The following is an 18,571-nucleotide window of genomic DNA, read 5'->3' as shown; positions in this document are numbered from 1 at the left end:
TTTAAATTCGTTTAGAGCCATGTTTGGCGGTTGATATAGTTTGAATGTTATCTGTATTATGAATAGTCTTGTTGTTAATCGTCCACACAGCACCTTCTACTGCATCGGGAGCATCATCGTGCGCTGTGCTTCCAGCTTCTAAAGCCAAGAATTGTTCTTCTACACGTTGCATATGTAAGCTGTCCTTTTCATTCTCATTAAGCCAAAGCTTTTCATTACGATTAAGTGGCTCTAATAAGCTTTCAATACGTGAGAATTTTTCGGGCTTTTTACGCTGGTCTCCTTTTAGTGGGATAACCTTTTTTTCCTTCTCTATGGAATATTTATAAAACTCATTTATCAAGGTGTCTTGAATAAAATTCGCTTCCATTAAGTAAAACACAGGTACACGTTCGTTGACAAATTCAGCTATTTGGTAATGCCATTCAATCATATTGGCTGTACTGGTTTGATCGCAATAAGCTTTGATGATATGAAACTCATCTTTCCAACGTCCAACTAATACCGTGGCTTTAAAGTCATTCTTTTTGGTGTCTTTAAAACTCGGATCGGTGTAGCATACCAAATACTTGTAGTGTGATAATGGAGGAAGCTTTTTGTAATTCAATTCTTTAAATACAGTACCTTCAGATATAGGATTGTTGAAATATTCTTTTTGAGCTGAAGCATAAGATATTAAAGACAATATTTTGTCGATATCCTCTTCGCTATTTTTTGCCAGCCAAGAGCTTTTCCCATTTTTGTCACGGATATTAACTTGACTTACATAATCAGCCAATTTTTCACAAAGTGAGACTATACAGACTTTAGCAATCTTATTTCCACAAACTAGAATGCGATAATTTCCTGACACGGAAACTGTAGGTATTAAAGCCTCTTGAATCCATTTGAACTTGTCTTTAATCCGTTTAGTATTACGGCATTCTTCGTCTGTGTCAATATCATCTATCAAAATACAGTCAACCCGAAAGTTTTCATTACGCGTACCACGTGGAGACTGTCCAGCCCCTAAAGCTCGAAACGCTACACCTGCTTTTGTTGTGAATTCACCATCTGTCCATGATCCCAGCTTTTCCTGTGTGCCATAATCATTAATAATACGCTGATTGTGTTGAAGAAATATTTTGTAAGGCATCAAAAGTCTAATTGCATTGTCTTCGCTGTTTGATACCATCAATATGTTACGAAGCTCTTTGCGTACTAATACAAGATATAGCACTATTAGCATCGCTGATGTAGACTTTGCTAATTCCCGAGACCACAACAATAGTTCAAACCATCTTTTGTTTTTGATAAGCCTTTTAAATGTTTTTAAATGGAATGGCGCAAAATCAGATGTGCAAAAGTTTGGTGCATAATATTTCATCCACTCGACTTCATTTCCTTCCTTTTCAAGCCAAGCAATACGCTTTGCTTTCTCAGAGGGAGTCTCATGGGAATTGACAGGGGTCGCTTGCCTCATTTCTTTAGCAAAGTCATCCCATTTTATTGCTATTTGTTTATTGGTCAATTTAGGTGTAGCCATTATCGCAGTAGAGTTTTAATGAATCCGTCAAAATATTCAGTAAGTCTTTTGGCTGTATCCAAATCAATGACTCTATAATGGTTAATCATCTTTTGTGCTACATCAAACACCTCTGATGCTGAAACGTCTGTCTCCAGCTTCTTGATGTTTTGAATTAAGGTGTCACGGATATAAGCTTGTTCTTTGTTTGCTCTACGAAGCTTACTATTGTAGATTTCAAGATTAATCACTTCGAGTTCATCCATCATTTGAATTAACTGATCCTCACGCGTAATCATTAGGCTTTTTAATGCTCCATCCCAATTGTCTTCAGTAGCCCATTTACTAATGGTGTTTTGTGATATATCAGTGCGCGTAGCAATCTCTTTTTGAGTTAGCTTTTCTTTGGTATAAAGCAGTTTTGCGTAATCGCGTTTTTCCTGAAGTTGTGCTTTTGTTAGCCTATCTTTTGCCATAAAATCCGTATTAACTATTCAAAAATGGCACTTATATATAGGGGTAAAAAATCAGGAATTTAAAAGCTGGTAATAATTGTATGCTTTTATTACACTGGCTGTTAGCAATAAAAAAGCTGATTTTTTTACGTGTTTTTGGTGCTGTACGTTTGTGTCATTCAAAGGCATGAAGCCGAATTGAAAAGTTAAACGTACACACATGTTAAAGGCATCTAAACGAATCGTTATCATAAGTGAGAAAGTCAATAAATATGGCTTTCGTGCCTTGGTCAAAGGAGTTGATATTACGCAATACGAGCGTAATCCGATTATGTTATGGTTGCATAATCGAGCATTTGGCACAAAGCAAAACGCTTTCTTGCCACTAGGTAATGTAATTGACTTAAAAATCGAAGACCTTCCTGAGATTGGTATTTGTCTAACAGGTTTGCCTGTATTTGATGATACAGATGAATTTGCGGTGTCGATCTACAACAAGTATGAGAATGGTACACTCCGAATGGCTTCAGCTGGACTAATTCCAGTTGAATGGTCGGATGATGATAAGTTAATAGTTCAAGGTCAACGTGGAGCTACATTAATACGATCTATATTGGAGGAAATCTCTATCGTGGATATAGGTGCAGATAATAATGCATTATCTATTGCGCTATATGATGTCAATCACAATCGTATAGAACTATCGTCTCAAGGCTCAAATGCCATTATCCCTTTACTAAAATCAAATACAGAAATAGAAATGGAAAAAATCGAACTAACAGCAGCTCAAGCGGCTGTCTTGCTTGGCGTTCCTGAAATAAAAACGGCTGAAGCATTTCAAACTAAGGTTGCAGAAATCGTGCAATTGGCTCACACTCAAAAAACACAAATCGAAACGCTAACTCGTGAGAAATCAGAATTAGAAACTGAGCTTGACGAGCAAAAAACAATTCAACTTACAGCTAAAATCGAAACGCTTGTACAGGGTGCAGTTGACGCTCGTAAAATTACAGCAGATGAAAAAGCGGAATATATCACATTAGCTCAGGCTAACTACGAATCGGTTGAAAAGCTATTGAATGGTAAGCAAGGTGCGCCTACAATTCAAAGTCAAATAAATGCTAATGCATCTGCGAATGTAAACCTGTACGCAAACAAAACGTGGTCAGATTTAGATAAGGAAAATCTTTTGATTCGCTTAAAATCTGAGAATTTGAATCTTTTCAAAGAATTGTACAAAGCGGAGTTTGGCACAGAGTATAACGGCTAAACTTTCAAAACTGAGTAATTAACCAACTTTTAAAACTTTTTTAAAACCATTTTAATAAAATGAAAAATCTATCATTCAAGCCGTTTAACCTGTTGTTTAACATCATAGTGTTAGCGGTGTTATTTATCCTAATTGGATTTGCTCCATTACAATCTGTTGTTTTGGCTGTGCCAATTGGGCTTGTATTAGGTGTAGCATTGGGCTTTTTTAAATCGCCTGTAGGGTCATTGTTTATGGCTATCCAAAAAGAAATTTGGACTAAGGATATTCAAAATAATTTGTACAAGGACAATGCGTTTTTAAACTCCTTCAGTAAAGCTGACAAAGAGAATATTTCAGGTCGAACGGTACATATTCCACAATCGGGAGCGGGTGGCGATGTTGTGAAAAACAGAAGTTCATTGCCAGCAACAGTTAAAAAGCGAACTGATACACCAACATCTTACCAAATCCATGAGTATACATCTGATCCTATTCTAATACCTAATGCTGATACAGTTGAATTGTCCTATGACAAACGTCAGTCTGTATTGCAAGACGAACAAGCAAACTTGAGTCAGAATGTTGCTGAAGATGTTTTGTTAAGTATCGTGACGGCTTCTGTTGGTGCAACAACAGTATTGCCTTCTACAAGCATATTTGGGACAGATGGTGCAGCAGTTCCAGCTACAGCACCAACAGCTACAGGTAATGTAAAAGCATACACTTTGAAAGATTTACAAAAAGCTAGAGCATTTTTTATACGTCAAAAAACGTGGACTGAAGGAAAGATGTATGCCATCATTACTGCTGAAGCTGAAGCTCAGTTATTCCCAGCTGACAGCCAAGTTACTGCTACTTATATGGCTTCTGTAACTGAGGAAGAGCGTAGAAATGGCGTAATGTACAAAGTGCAAGGTTTTAAAATCTTCACTCGTTCAACAGTATTATTGTTGAGTGCTGCTGGAGCATTCAAGCCATTGACTGCAACTGCCGCTACGACAGACGTTGAAGGTATTGTGTTGTACAACGGTAATCAAGTAGAATTCGCATTAGGAGATATTAAATTCTTCGATAATCAGGATGATGCTACATACTATGGTGATGTTTATTCTTTCTTGGTAAGAGCTGGCGCGCGTGCTAAACGCGAGAAAATGGAAGGTGTTTGTGTGATCAAACAAGTTGCAGCTTCATAATCTATCAATCAACCAATAATAGTGGGGACGCTTCGTGCGACCCACTTAATTCCTATAAGCAATGAGATACATAGACAAGCTTTTAAACTCTTTTGATTACCACACATGGTATGAGTTCGCAACTTCACTAGTGCCATCTTATAAGTATAAACTTTCGATGGTCACAGTTTTAGTATCGGTTTCATTACCTCCAATTGAAAGAGTGTTTGGTTTAGATGGATTGGCTGTTGCTGGGTTGATAATCGTTTTCATTACTGAGTTGACATCGGGTGCTATTGCTTCCAAAATAAAGAAAGAGCCTTTAAGTTCTGTGAAGCTTGGAAGATTCACTTTTAAAGCATTTTTCTACATCGTCCTTATATGTGTACCATATCTAATGGCTGAGAGTTTTCGGGCTAAAGGCAAAGAGTTAGCTACAGTAATGTTTGACTGGTTGCACTTGTTTATGTTGGCTCAAGTTATTATCGAAAATATGATCAGCATTTTGGAAAATGTGGCTGTGATTAGCGGTAAAGACAAGACGCATTGGATCAAGAAAATTCAGGATAAAATTAACGGCTTACTGTCATGAAGGCTCAAATCACTAGAAAAATTAAAACAGCACGGCAAACGCTTGGTGAATTCGTTTTGATTGACGATAAAGGCAATATCATTTTTAAGTGTAAAACTTTGGAATTGCCTTGGAAAGACAATCAAAAGCAAAAGTCATGCATCCCAGCAGGTGATTACAATGTAGTGCCTCGTACTTCGCAAAAGTTCAGTAAGCACTTTCATATTTTGGATGTTCCAAACCGTGATTATATACTGATCCATACAGGGAATTATCGTACACAGATTCTAGGTTGTGTTTTAGTGGGTGCAGAATTTAAGGACTTGAATGGTGATGGTGATTTGGATGTCACATCTAGTAAAATCACCTTAGATAAAATACTTTCACTAGCTCCAAAGGGCTTTAAACTTACAATCGTATGAAAAGAGTAGCTATAATATTGATTGCATTGTTTTGCTTGGCTAACATTTTAATGTTGTTCAGTTGTAAGACAAAACAGATCATCCAGCCTACAAAGGAAATCACCAATACCATAGAAAAGGTAGTAACCAAAACTGAACGCGATACAACGTTTATTGTTGAAGCTGATAGTTCCTTTTACAAAGCTTGGATTGAATGTGTGAACAATAAACCTGTACTACGTAATCCGACATCACAATCGGGTAAAACTAATCTACAAGCTCCAAAGGTGAATCTTGATGATAAGGGTCAACTTGCTGTGGAATGTGCTACTGAAAATCTTGAGTTAAAAGCTCGTATCAATGAGCTGGTAACCGAATTGAATAACACTACTTCTACTGTGGAATATGTACCTGTGGAGGTAGAAAAGGAATTAACATTTTTTCAAAAATTATACATCAGTTTGGGCAAAATATTCGGAATTATTCTTTTAGGATTTGTCGGATATGGAGCTTTTAAAATAGTAACAAAATACTATGGCAGAAAATAAGAAAAAATTTGAGCAAGAAGCCGAGGCGTTTTTTGCTGATAAGAAAAATAGTGATGTAAACAAGGTTTACGTTACTTCAGACGGCAATTTGTTTCGTGCTGAACATTATGCAGATAATTGGAAAACTCAATTGCCTGATCGCACAGTAGAAGTTTATGAACGTTCACAAGCTGAACAATCAAAAACTTCTAATAAAGATGTAAATAAAGGTAGTGATACCAAATCTCAGCTTGAAGATAAAGCTGTAATTCGTGCAGCATTGATCAAAGAATATATTGAGTTATTTGATACAAAACCAGCTAATAATATTGCAACAACAAAGCTTCAGGAACAAATTGATGCTAAAAAGGCAGAGTTAGCTAAAGAAGCTGAAAAAGCTAAACAAGAAGCTGGAAAAGCGTAATTAACAAAATTTTAAAACCATTTTAAAACTCTTTAAATATCATGAGTAACGTTTCATACGGAATGAAAACCAACAGTTTGCTAATCGGTGCAGTTGCTGTTGACGGTGGGGCTGGAACTGTGTTGACATCCCCAGGTAAAGTATTGGAGGATACAGTCGAATTAACCCCAAGTGACAGTACAAAAACTGCATTCACTGCACAAGGCGATTCTGATCCATTTGTCCTCTCTGTTAAAAAAGGTATTCGCGAAGGTCAATTTGATTTGGGAACTCTTGATCCTGAAGTCATTGCTGATCTTGCAGGCGGTACAGTTACAGGTTCAGGAGCAAATAAAGTGTATAATGCCCCTACAGGAAATCCTGCGCCTATTTACAAGACTTTAAAAATTATCGATGAGCAAAATGTCGCTTGGCTATTTCCAAGAGTGCTTATTGATGCGGATATCATTGGTCGTTGGAGAAATGGTGAGCTAAACGTATTGCGTGTGAAATTCACCGTAATGCAACCTACTAAAACAGGTATAGCTCCTTTGATGTATGGTAATCCAGCCGTAGAAGGTTAAAAGTTATGGAGGCGGCTATTGAAATACAAGCAGCTCGAGTACTATTAGAAAAAGGGAGCGGATTCGAAATTCCCGCTCCCCTTTTTTATCGGTTGATTGGTAAAAAGAAAATTCAGTTAAATATTTATATGCCAACAGCGGCTACTTGTCTTGAGATGATAGACTTAAGACTAAGTATGAATATTACTGATGAGCAATTTGAATCAATGAGTATTGATCAAGGCTTACAACTATTAAACAAACATGGTGTCACTATAGCCAAAATCTTAGCTGTAGCGATCCTTCGAGGTGAGCGATTGAACGGCAATAGCTTCTTTGGAATATCTGAAAGTTGGTTATCAAAGAAACTACTGATACAGTTTCCATTCAATGAGCTGCTTCAAAAAATGCATGAGATCACGCTTGGTAGTGGTCTCGAGGATTTTATCGGATTTATCGGATTAATGAAGACAATACGGCTGATGAAGCCGAACAATCCGAGCCATCAAGCTCAGAGGAGTTAAAGACCACTGGTCTACATAGCCTTTGGGGAACAATATTCATGGTTATGAAAGAAACTGGAATGTCATGGGATGAAATATTGTATAAGCGGAGTTGGATAAACATAAAGATGCTGTTAGCAGATGCGCCAAGGGTGCAGATGACCAATAAAAAATCAGGTGACACTAATAAAAGCTTAAAAATGATGTCGCCTAGCGAAATAGCAAAACAAATGGGCTTAAAATAACATGGATAACGAGCAACTAAATATAGATTTTCACTTTAATACGCCTGATGCTAAGCGAGAGTTAAGCGAGATTAGTGCGGATGTTGCTGAAGTAAACAAAGAGGCTGAAAAAGGTAATAAACCTCTCAAAGAAAGAGAAGGTATCATCGAGCGTTTGAAAAGGCGTATCGGTGAACTTCGTGATGCACAAAATCAAGCTATCTCCGTTTCGGGGATTGCTCGTTACAATTCAGAGCTTCAAAAATACGAAAGTGAACTAGTGCGCGTTAATCGGGCTGGTCGAGAAGGCTTCGATTCTCATGGTCTTGCATTGGTGTCGAATGAAGGCATTTTACAGCGTCTTCAACGTGCGGCTGCTTTATATCAGAAAGGAATGTATGAGGCTACACGTCCTGAAAACCTTGAGAAATACAGTCAAAAATTAGCGTTGGTGAATGCTGAAATGTCGAAACTTACTAATGGCGCGCAAAATGTTGGAAAATCAAATTGGAATGGTTTGCAAAATAGTGTTAATCAAATTGGTCGTGAATTACCAGCTATAACATATGGTTTTCAAACTTTTGCTATGGGTGTATCTAATAATTTACCCATACTGGCTGATGAAATTGGTCGTATAAGGAAAGAAAATACAGCCTTGGCAGCTTCAGGGCAAAAAGGTGTACCTGTATGGAAGCAATTAACTGGCGCATTATTTAGTTGGGGTACATTGCTTTCTGTAGGTATTACATTGTTAACTGTTTATGGAAAAGAGATCGGCAATTTCTTTAGTCAGCTATTGGCAGGTAAAACTACTATAAGTCAAGCCAAACGAGATTTTGAATCATTAAATGCTGTGATGTCTGAAGCTTCAAAAACCGCAAGTAAAGAAATTGCTCAGCTGAAAATATTAAGCACTGTCGCTGCTGATGTCACTAAATCAACAAAAGAACGAAAAGAAGCTACTAAACAATTACAAGAGCTTGGAAAGTCTCATAACATCCAACTTAAAACTGAGGCTATTCTTGCTGGAGAAGCTGCTGCGCAATATCAGCTCCTAGCCAAGTCAATATTGGAAGCTGCTCGTTCTAAAGCAGCTCAAAGTAAGATAGAGGAAAATGAAGCTAAGCGTTTAGATATGGAATTTAAAAGAGTAAAAATTCTAAATGCCAATTCTAATGAAAAAGTACGCGCAGCGAAAGAGGGTGATGATATTAGAACTGTTAGCCAAGGATCACTTGGAACAATGACAATGGTTAGTGCTACTGTAGCAGAGAAACAGAGATGGTCTGATAATCGGGCAAAAGAAGCACTAAAAGAAATTGATTCTGAAATGAAGGTCTTAGATAAGACAAGTGAGTTTTTAATGAAATTCGTGAAAGTCGAAGCTGAGGGTAAAAAAATAAAATCAAAAGGTCCTGGTGAAAATATTTTCGATAGACTGAGTAATTCAAGCAAAGACTTAATTGATAAAATCTCCAAACTGGATGCGGAATATTCGCGCAAAGTTTTGTCTTCTGATGAAGAAGAAATGCAGGTTTTACGTGAGAAGTTTTCGGATTTTAGAAAACTTATCGAAGAGGAAAACGAAAAGATTTTAGCTTATAACAAAAAGTACAAAAAAGACTTAGCAACTATAGATGTCAATGCACTAGCTCCTGTACAAACAAAAGCTGAAGCAAATCTTACCTACACCCAAAATACAAACAAGCTTCAGAAGCAATTCGAAGAGGAATATAAACTTTACGAAGAATATCAAAGGCTCGTAAAAGAAACTAATGAACAATATGCGAACGAACGTTTTTCGGATTCATTGGATACAATCAAAAGCTTCGAACAACGCTTGAATACTGAACTTTCTAAAATTGATCCTAAAACAACCAATGTGCTTGAAATCAAAAGACGTGAAGATTTGATGAAAATCGTTGTGGATATGCAAAGGAAAACTCAAGCTGAAGAGGATAAATTGTTTGTCGAAGCTTTGAGTAAATATGCGGATTATCATCAAAAGCGAGCTAAAATCATTGAAGATGCAGAAAAGGAAATTACTAAACTAACGAAAGAAGGACGATTGAATGAAGCTGACAATGCTCGTAAGCAACGAAACGATTCTTTAATCGAATTAGGAAAGTCTGAAATAGAAGCTTCAGAAGCTTATAAAACAGTTATTAATACAATTGACAAATCATCAAAGGCTATGATGGTCAATGCATTCAAAACTGGTAAAGAGACTGTATATAGTTTGGTTGATGGATTGAAGGATGCTACTGATTCTGAGAAAGCAAAGCTTAAGAAGTTATTTGGTGAATTTTTCGACAAAGGAATTAGTGCTGCTAATTTAGATAAAGGTGATTATATCAACAGCTTGGTTGATGGTTTTGGTGAGCTTGCAGTAATGGCTACACAATTTGACTCAAGCCTAGGAAATTCTTTAAATACTATTTCTAGCATGATTAACACGGTTAGTCAATTGTCTAGTGCAATAGGGCAATTTAAGAACAGTGATTTGCTCAAAGGTGTTGGTCAAAGCTTAGGAATTTTCGGTGCTTTTACTGGTGTCGTTGGGAGTGTCACTTCATATTTTGCTCAAAAGCAAGCCGAAGAACAGCAAAAGATTTACGATCAAGCTAATCATAGCACGCAGCTCCAGTTAAAAGCTACGGAGGCAATTACTCACGCTTTGCAAAAACAAGTAGAATTAATCAATGAGATTTATGGTGCTGAACGATTAGAAAAATATAATACCACTTTAAAGGATATTCAAGGTGGTTGGTCAAAACTGAATAATGAATTAGGTACAAAATACAAACTAAGCGGAAATAAGGAGATAGATGATCTAATTGCCAAGTTGAATAACGGTCTTTCATGGGAAGAAATTACCAAGAAGATGAAGATGGATGATCTAGTTAAAACTTACAATCGATTAAATGATATTGTAAAAGGAAAGTATGGCGGTAAGTTTTCACCGATAACGGATGATATCAAAGCAGCTCAGCAAGAATTAATTAAACTAGAACAAATAGCTAATTCTGGTAAAGCAGATGAGAATACGCTAAATCTAATCAATCAATTACGTAATCAAATTGACCTTTATAACGAAGTCGCTAATAAACTTCGTGAAGAAACTACTGGTAACGCTTTTGCAACCATTTTAAATAATGTTAAAAGTCTATTTAAAGAGAACGGTGAAGACAGTGCTGAAGCATGGGCTAAGAGTTTTGATAATATTATGGAGAATTACATCCTGCAAAAATTCTCGCGTGATTACTTAGAAAAAGCTCTTCAGGATTGGTACGCGATGTTAGATGCGTATGCTATCAGTGGAGGTAGTATTGATGAGGCTGAAAAAAAAGCCCTGCAAGATGCGTACAATAAAATTCAGCAAGATGGTCAAAAACGAGTAGATCAGATCAAAGATGCGATGGGTTTCGATCCTGATGAATCATCATCCAATACAGAAAAAACTCAAGGTCGAATTAATAGAAATATTTCCGAAAACACTGGAAGTGCAATTTTGAGTTTTGAACGATCAAGATACGACCTCAGCAAAAAGCATATTGCGATCTCTGAAAAGGCTTTAGACTTTCATGTCAAATCACATGATTTAATGAATGCGCAGTTGAGACACCAAGCCGCTATAGAGCAAAATACAGCGAATACAGTTTCCGAGCTTAAAAATGCTGTAGTAGAATTAAAAGCAATTAATAAAAATACTTCCAAAACAGGGAGATCAGCAGAAGGGATGGGATTATGATTGTTAACGGAGTAAACCTTGAAACCGTATACGGTGTGATTATTCAGGATGGTGCATTTAATCAGCTATGGAAGCTCCCAACTAGAAAAGTTGGTTATGCAAAAAATTGGAACGATGAGCACGGTCTTGAGATAGATCCTGATGAACCGGTGGTGTATGAAAGACTTACGTATTCACTCCCTATGCTAATCATGGCTAATAGTGAGAATGAATATTGGTCACGTCTACATGCATTCTTTCAATTTATATTAAATCTGAATGTATTAACCATAGATATACCATCAAGAAATAGAAGATTTATTGTACAGCACTTGGGATTTTCTAATTACAATGATTATGTGGAAAGTCACTTTTCAACTTTTAATTGGGAGCTTGGAAATGATAGACCTAACGAATTTTTAGCAATACCTTAAATGGCAAAACTTAAAATATATAGAGATAATACAGAATTGGTGGAGGTTAACATCGGTGATGATACTATCCGTGAGTCATATTTCATGGGTGATGATCGCGTTAAAGTTATCTTTTCCAATCCTGAGATAATCGACTTTTTGCCATATGACTACATTATCCATAACGGCAAAAAATACAGCATCAAAGGGAATGAAATGCCGTCGCGTAAAGAGTATGGTAAAAGACAATTCGATTATGATATCGTTTTCAAGTCTCCCGAGTACCGTATGCATGATATGCCGTTATCGCATTTAGGAGAATCCAAGTTTGATTATTTCGGTACACCTAGCGAAATTCTTGCATTAGTTATTGATTGCATGTCGGTTATTGATGATGGTTTTGTACTTGAGATAGACGAGCCTGTTGATATCGAACCACTCCATATTTACTTTGATAATGTGACGTGTAGACAAGCGGTTACTCAGACGTGTGAGCTATTTGGGTTAGAATATAACTTCGATGGTCATGTACTATATGTTGGTAAATCCGTTGGCAATAGATTAGAAGGCTTTACTTTCTCACAAGGCAAAGGAAATGGACTATATACCTTAACTGAGGTTTCGGTACCAGATAGTCCATTTGCAACTCGTTTCTATGGATTTGGAGGTTCTGAAAATTTGCCTTTAGATTATAAGAGTGGCAGAAAGAATCTTGTGATGACAGGTAATTACGTGGAGCGTAATGTAAATCTATACGGTCTTATTGTTCAGAATATCTATTTCGAGGATGTCATTCCTACACGAATAGGAACGTTAACATCGGTATCTGCTGATTACCTCACGCTAACTGATTCAAGCTTAGATTTCGATTTAAACGATCAGCAAATTGAAGGGGCAAAGATTGTATTTATGTCGGGCGAACTTGGTGGTCAAGAGTTTGAAATAGCATCTTATAATCATGCTACAAAAGCAATGCGAATCAACCGCCTTGAAGAGACAGAGGGTTACTTTTTACCGAATGAAACATTCTCTCCAAAAGCAGGCGATAAATATAAGCTTGTAGGCATTATTATGCCTGAATCGTATATCACAGCAGCTGAAAATAAAGTCGCTGAAAAGACGATAGAATATGCTGAAAAACATTCTCATCCTTCTGTTGGATTCGAACTGGAACTTGATGAATTGGAGCTTAGAAGACGTGGTTTAGTTGGCGCGCTTAATGTTGGTACCTGGATTCATGTGGTATCGACTAAACTTAATGTTAATCGCTTCTTAAGAATTACGGAGCTAAGTTATCCTATTGCGAATCCAAGTAAAGTCACAGCAAAGATTGCTGATGTGGTAAGCTACACTTTAGCTGAAAAGATCATTCGTGATGTAGCAGTGAATAAAATCACTTTAGGCAACGTTGAGCGCACTCAAAATGAGCAAAACAAGCTAATTGCAAAACGTACAAATGCGCAGTTTATCACCTTAACAGGAGAGCAAGTATTCACATACTCTGATGATATCACCAAAGTAGTAGATAAAGAATCCATTACCCTTACAGCAGCTGAATACAATTTCGTTGGTAAGCCTGAGGAGCGTAAATGGCAATATTTCTATAACAATGCTTGGGTTGATATTCCAGGAACATTCAATACACTAACATTCACTCTTCACCATCAATCAGCAATTTGGCACGGCTTGGATTCTGTCCTAATTCGCTACAGCGTAGGTGACAAATATGATCAGATGACGATCATCAAAGTTTATAGCGGAGTTGGTGAATTAAAGGTTGTAGTAATCTCGGACTATGGCGACATCTTCATGAATGGAAATATTGATACCACTCTTAGAGCGTATGCTTATTGGGGTGGTGAAATGATCAACGAACAATTACCTGAGAATGCTTTCCAGTGGTATAGAATTTCTAACGATCGTAATGCTGATGAGCTATGGAATTTCCATGAAGGTAAGGATAAAAAGGAAGTACACATTGACGAAACTGATGTGTATAAAAAAGCAGTTTTCGAATGTGAAGTAACAATTAATCTTTAAAAACAATTATACAATGGCAGTAATTAAAGCAAAAGGTCAGATCACCATTATCGACCAAAACGATGCAGTATCGTTTCAAGCATTCATCGGCTCTAATCAGCCGTTGACACAAATTTATTCACAGGATAACAACAGTTATTTACCAAGCTGGGCAACATCACCATTTTTGGTGTTGACTCCTCAATTATTTATCTCAGGTATTCCAGGAGATAGTGCATCGGTAGCAGGTAGAATTAAACCAGGTTCAGCGCAATGGCGTAGAGACAATGTTCTTCTTACAAATACGGCTGATTATGTAATTAGCGCGACAGCTCCTTACACGCTAACAGTAAAGAAAAACGATGTTACGGGTTCAGGTAATGTAAAGTATACTTTTTCTGCAATCTTTGTTGATCCAAATAACGGAATGGAAACTCCATTTTCAGCAGTTATTTCTTTCAATACGGTACAGAATGCTGGATCGGGATTGCTTGCTGTAATCACAGCTGATCAAGGTACAATCTTTCAAAACGATCAAATAGCTTCCTTAACGCTTACATGTGATTTGTATAGAGCATCCGAGGTATTAGTAAACAATGTGCAATACAATTGGGGTAAACGTGATATGAAAGTATTTGCTCCAACAACAGCTACAGCAGCTGCAAATATTGGACAAAATACGATTACACTTGCAAACGTCGCTAATGTACAGGCAGGCTCACAAATTAGAGCAGCTGGTGTAACTTACACAGCATTGAGCGTAAACTCTACTTCTAAAGTAGTAACTCTTACTAGCAATTTAACTGCTGCAGTAGCTTCGGGAGCTGCTGTGACTTCACCTCATTATGATACAACATTTGGAGCAGGTTGGGCAAAGATATCATCTGATCCATATTTCAATGGTATTACAGGATTCAACGCTAAGACACTTGTTATTCCGAATGCTGCAGTATTAAACCTTGAAGTATTCAAATGTCTTGCAAAGGATAATTCTACAGGAGCATCTACTTCTGGACAAACAGCACAGGCAGTAGAGACATTAAATGACATGTCTGATCCTATTGACCTTAAAATATGGTCACCCGATGGTGATATAATTAAAAATGGATCAGGGACAATTCAATTAACTGTAGATGTTCGACGTGGTGGAGAATTAATTGATGTTGCGGGTACTGAATATACCTACACATGGGCTAAATATGATCAGAACGGTGATGCAGATGTTGCTTTTAGCAGAACTGGAAAATCAATCACAATATTACCAGCTGATGTGACCAACAAAGCAACTTTTGTGTGTACTCTAATGTCAGTATAATGGATCAATTGTATTTCAAAACAACAAATAAGGAAGCCTTACTCAATGAGTTGGGGCTTCCATTAGATACTCCGACATTCTACGATAGTGGTAATGATTGGATTCTTCATTGGATTGGTAAAATCCCTCAGTCAACAGAAGTGATCAACGAAGGCACGGAGGATGAAGAAGTACTCGTTGAATGGCAAGAAGGTGAATTCTTCAACGTCTATTTAAAAGGGCAAAGCAATATGGATTTTTTCACGAAATCGGTAAAATCAGCAGTTCAGATATTACCTGAACCGAATTCACCGAATTATACATTATTATAATGGCTGGAATCGTAACATCAAATAAAACACGAAAGTTAGTTGGTAATCGTCTCAAGGAGATTGATGTACCAACTACAACTTTGAATACAGCTTTATATTACGCTGATTTAACAGCGCAAGGTGCTGCTTTCACTGCTGCCCGCGTAAATGCGGAGTTGAATGCTTATCCGACAGTGGTGAAGAATAATGCTTCACTAGCTCTTACACCAAGTGCAAATAAAGCTGGTGTAGTTTACGCTATGAATGGTGATAGTAAAACTTTAGAGGAGTTTGAATTTCAAAGAGGATCATCGGGAACTTATTTTGATGCCAGTGGTGTAATGCAATTGGCAGCTGCAAATGTGCCACGTATAAACTTTGAAAATGGAGTTTCCAAAGGATTAATGATTGAGCCAGCATCATCTAACTTATCAACCGATTCGGGATTTGTTAATGGACTTAGCAGCTCAAGCCCTAAATCTTCAGTTGGATTGACAGCAGTAGACACAAATTTTAATTTGGGATCATTTATCTCAAAAGGGTTAAGGTTAGAACATAATAGTAATGAGGCTGTATATGCTTATAAAGGTTTCGTTTTTTCCTTAGGTTTATCATACACATTTTCATTTTTTATAAAAATGGACGATGGATCAGCTCCTATATTACATGATTTAAGGATTGTTATTCAGGGAGTTGCTATTACAGCGGGCGTTAAAATATTAAATATTGGGAATAATGTATATAGAATTCAAGCTACACATGTGGGTATAGAAAGTAGTTTGCAATATTTTGGCATTGCTAAATTTAATACAAATAGCACCAAAAGTTTTGTTGCTACTGGATTTCAACTTGAAGAAGGTCCTGTTGCCACATCATACATTCCTACAACGACTGCTATTGCTACACGTTTAGCTGATAAAGTTTTAAGCAAACGTCCTACTGTCGTTTTTCCTAAAAATTCATTAAATGTCAAAACAGCTGAATGGCCAGCTACTTGGATGGGAAATGGTGTTGATAATCGAAATATTGCAGGTAGAAATTTATTGAAGAATAGTAATTCTTCTAGTTTGTTTATAGGCTCGGGTGGGTCTACTGTCACACCTTTAGGTTCTGTATCAGTTAGTGAATGGTCTGCTAATAACGCTCAAAGAGTAACAACTACAGGAGGTACCGTTGTTACTAAAGCTGTTAACTCTTTAGCTGTTCCTGCTGTTGGTGAAAAAGTATCGGTAAGTTTTTGGGTTAAAAATAATCATCAAACAAATAATTTATTAGTTCGTAGTAATTTAGAGAGTAGATCTGTAACACTAACGCCAGGTCAACAGTTAAAAGTTGAATGGCTAAGTATTGAAGGTAATGGTGTTGGATCAGTTCAGGTTCAATTTAGAGCTACAGATGTTTCACATAATATCGACGCTACTTTCTGGCGAATAAAACTTGAAAAAGGAGCAACGCTATCCTCTTGGCAACCTGCACCAGAAGATTATATTAAAGTTGATGAAAATGGTAACATTGAGATCAGCTATACTGAACCTATCCATCTTCAGCAATTCTCTTTAATAAGTCGTGAACTAAGTCAAGAGGAGGTTTAAGATGGCAATTATTTGGAAGGTTTCCGCTAATCCTATTTACATTCTTACAAACAATGATGTACCCGATTTATCAAGCGCTAAAGTCATTGTGCAATGCTTTGAAGTTGATGATGATTCAGGAGTTGAAACGCCACTAGCGACTGGTTTTACAAATGCAATTGGTACGAATTGTACAGTTACTAGATCAGCAAATGTCGCAACGATTACAGGAGTATCAGCCAATAATGGATCAGTTGATTTATATGCGCAATCTGGAGTTAACTTTAGAATGTTTACTATACCATTTTTCTTGGTTAAGTTTATTGGAAAAGCACAGATTACAATATCAATTGTAGATGATGGATATACGATTAACTGTACACCTTCCAATATTGTTATACCTGCTAATGCGGATGGATCTAATCCTATATTAACAGGAGCAAAAACTCGCGTTTTATTAAGCAAAGCTGGTGTAAATATTCCTGTTACTATCACATCAATTGTTGCTACAGGGTGTACAGCAAGTCATGCAACCAATGAAGCTACAATAACTACTGTAAGTGCATTGACTGGTAATCTACAAATTCATTTCAAAGCGACTGGTGACCCGTATGAGTCATATGTAAATGTTCCTTTTTCGATTACTAAAAATGGTCAAGATGGTCAAGATGGTCAAAACGGAAAAGACGGTATATCAGTTATATTATCAAATGAAGTACATGCTCTACCTGCTAATCATGATGGATCAGTTTCACAAGCTTCTATCGATACAGCAGTATGTTCTATAGCTGTTCTAAAAGGCTCAATGCCACTTACACCAGTTGCTGCAAATGCTACTCCTGGAATAGGTCAGTTTAGATATAATATCCAATCTTTTCCAGGAGGTACAGCTGTAAGGGTTAGAGATGCTTATAACAGCGATACAAATAACACTTTCAAATTAGCAACAATAACAGCTAGTATCGTTAAAATAAAGGTTTTCATCTATGTTGAATCTTTAGCTGATCCGATCGAACGTGAAATGACTGTTACTAAAGTTAACGGAGCTGATCCAACGGAGTTTGAAGAGGTGAAGGTAACTTTCAACAATTGGAAATTTGCTGAAACTAATGAATTTGATGGTAACTGGATTAGAACAGGTACTCTTACAGCTGATAAAATTGTATCACTAGTTGCATTCGCACAAGCATTATTCGCAGAAGAAATAACAGCAGAGCAATTGATCGTTACAGGGAATTCGGAAGTTGGTCCATTTAAAATTGATGAAAATGGCTTGTATATCTCTAGTGAAGTTGGTACGCCTTATACTGGAGCACTTCGATTAAACAAAGAATTTATCAAAATTGATTCTTTAGAGCAAACTGGGATGACGTTTAAAAATGCCTTATTAGAGCTTTTCAATTCTAATAAGTTCATTAAAATTCATAATCTCAATAATCATAGTAAAAATATTGGATTGCATATCGAAATAGGTGCAGGCAATGTTGCAATTGATATTGTCTCAGGAAGTATTCGAATTGATGGAAGCTATGGTAGTACTATTAAACAGGCAATATCTACACCCTCAGGAACTCGATATTTAAATTTTAAGGAAGGAATAATGGTTGGTGTAACGACTAGTTGATAAGCCTCCAGTCTTTTATTAGTATCTCACCACG

General features: G+C 36.9%; 18 protein-coding genes. 16 read left to right on the top strand and 2 right to left on the bottom strand.

Translation table 11 applies throughout. The features are described from left to right. Position 1 precedes the first annotated feature (1 nt). Complete coding sequence (locus FLS47_RS06145; protein WP_149913503.1) at positions 2 to 1,525, bottom strand: hypothetical protein; 1,524 nt, start codon at positions 1,523 to 1,525, stop codon at positions 2 to 4. Next, positions 1,525 to 1,980, bottom strand: a complete 456-nt coding sequence (locus FLS47_RS06140) for a terminase gpP N-terminus-related DNA-binding protein (RefSeq protein WP_149913502.1) — start codon at positions 1,978 to 1,980, stop codon at positions 1,525 to 1,527. Before FLS47_RS06140 ends, FLS47_RS06145 begins: the two co-directional genes overlap by 1 nt. Positions 1,981 to 2,179: 199 nt before the next feature. Here FLS47_RS06140 and FLS47_RS06135 point away from each other — a divergent pair, with 199 nt between their 5' ends. The 16 genes from FLS47_RS06135 to FLS47_RS06060 all read left to right on the top strand — a co-directional run bounded on the left by FLS47_RS06135 (position 2,180) and on the right by FLS47_RS06060 (position 18,537). Next, entirely contained in the window at positions 2,180 to 3,229 is a 1,050-nt protein-coding gene (locus tag FLS47_RS06135) for a hypothetical protein (RefSeq protein WP_149913501.1), read from the top strand. Positions 3,230 to 3,288: 59 nt separating this feature from the next. Further along, a complete protein-coding gene (locus FLS47_RS06130; RefSeq protein ID WP_223225154.1) occupies positions 3,289 to 4,404 on the top strand; it encodes a hypothetical protein in 1,116 nt (371 codons plus the stop codon). 61 nt (positions 4,405 to 4,465) lie between these two features. Next, positions 4,466 to 4,975, top strand: coding sequence for a phage holin family protein (locus tag FLS47_RS06125; RefSeq protein ID WP_149913500.1), 510 nt, complete (start codon positions 4,466 to 4,468; stop codon positions 4,973 to 4,975). After that, complete coding sequence (locus tag FLS47_RS06120; RefSeq protein WP_149913499.1) at positions 4,972 to 5,376, top strand: DUF5675 family protein; 405 nt, start codon at positions 4,972 to 4,974, stop codon at positions 5,374 to 5,376. The genes FLS47_RS06125 and FLS47_RS06120 overlap by 4 nt, the downstream gene beginning before the upstream one ends. Further along, positions 5,373 to 5,903, top strand: coding sequence for a hypothetical protein (locus FLS47_RS06115; protein WP_149913498.1), 531 nt, complete (start codon positions 5,373 to 5,375; stop codon positions 5,901 to 5,903). Before FLS47_RS06120 ends, FLS47_RS06115 begins: the two co-directional genes overlap by 4 nt. Then, the gene (locus FLS47_RS06110; protein ID WP_149913497.1) at positions 5,890 to 6,306 is read left to right on the top strand and encodes a hypothetical protein; all 417 of its coding nucleotides are present in this window, start codon (positions 5,890 to 5,892) and stop codon (positions 6,304 to 6,306) included. Before FLS47_RS06115 ends, FLS47_RS06110 begins: the two co-directional genes overlap by 14 nt. 41 nt (positions 6,307 to 6,347) lie before the next feature. Beyond that, on the top strand, positions 6,348 to 6,869 hold the full coding sequence (locus FLS47_RS06105; protein WP_149913496.1) for a hypothetical protein: 522 nt from the start codon (positions 6,348 to 6,350) through the stop codon (positions 6,867 to 6,869). A gap of 5 nt (positions 6,870 to 6,874) precedes the next feature. Continuing rightward, entirely contained in the window at positions 6,875 to 7,372 is a 498-nt protein-coding gene (locus FLS47_RS06100; RefSeq protein ID WP_149913495.1) for a hypothetical protein, read from the top strand. Positions 7,373 to 7,416: 44 nt separating this feature from the next. Continuing rightward, positions 7,417 to 7,596: a hypothetical protein gene (locus FLS47_RS06095; protein ID WP_149913494.1), complete on the top strand. Its 180-nt coding sequence runs from the start codon at positions 7,417 to 7,419 to the stop codon at positions 7,594 to 7,596. A 1-nt stretch (position 7,597) separates the two neighbouring features. Continuing rightward, on the top strand, positions 7,598 to 11,326 hold the full coding sequence (locus tag FLS47_RS06090) for a hypothetical protein (RefSeq protein ID WP_149913493.1): 3,729 nt from the start codon (positions 7,598 to 7,600) through the stop codon (positions 11,324 to 11,326). Beyond that, the gene (locus FLS47_RS06085; protein WP_149913492.1) at positions 11,323 to 11,739 is read left to right on the top strand and encodes a hypothetical protein; all 417 of its coding nucleotides are present in this window, start codon (positions 11,323 to 11,325) and stop codon (positions 11,737 to 11,739) included. Before FLS47_RS06090 ends, FLS47_RS06085 begins: the two co-directional genes overlap by 4 nt. Further along, entirely contained in the window at positions 11,740 to 13,758 is a 2,019-nt protein-coding gene (locus FLS47_RS06080) for a hypothetical protein (protein ID WP_149913491.1), read from the top strand. 13 nt (positions 13,759 to 13,771) lie between these two features. Next, positions 13,772 to 15,052 carry a hypothetical protein gene (locus FLS47_RS06075; protein WP_149913490.1) on the top strand — a complete coding sequence of 427 codons (1,281 nt, stop codon included), beginning with the start codon at positions 13,772 to 13,774 and terminating at the stop codon, positions 15,050 to 15,052. Next, positions 15,052 to 15,363 (top strand): hypothetical protein, encoded by a 312-nt coding sequence (locus FLS47_RS06070; protein WP_149913489.1) that lies wholly within the window; start codon positions 15,052 to 15,054, stop codon positions 15,361 to 15,363. Before FLS47_RS06075 ends, FLS47_RS06070 begins: the two co-directional genes overlap by 1 nt. Then, positions 15,363 to 16,934 (top strand): phage head spike fiber domain-containing protein, encoded by a 1,572-nt coding sequence (locus FLS47_RS06065; protein WP_149913488.1) that lies wholly within the window; start codon positions 15,363 to 15,365, stop codon positions 16,932 to 16,934. Before FLS47_RS06070 ends, FLS47_RS06065 begins: the two co-directional genes overlap by 1 nt. Position 16,935: 1 nt before the next feature. Further along, on the top strand, positions 16,936 to 18,537 hold the full coding sequence (locus FLS47_RS06060) for a hypothetical protein (protein ID WP_149913487.1): 1,602 nt from the start codon (positions 16,936 to 16,938) through the stop codon (positions 18,535 to 18,537). Positions 18,538 to 18,571 lie beyond the last annotated feature (34 nt).

The organism is Sphingobacterium cavernae (assembly GCF_008520265.1).
Taxonomy (GTDB): Bacteria; Bacteroidota; Bacteroidia; order Sphingobacteriales; family Sphingobacteriaceae; genus Sphingobacterium; species Sphingobacterium cavernae.
Note: the sequence above shows the minus strand (reverse complement) of the source record. Positions and strands in the feature narration are given on the sequence as shown.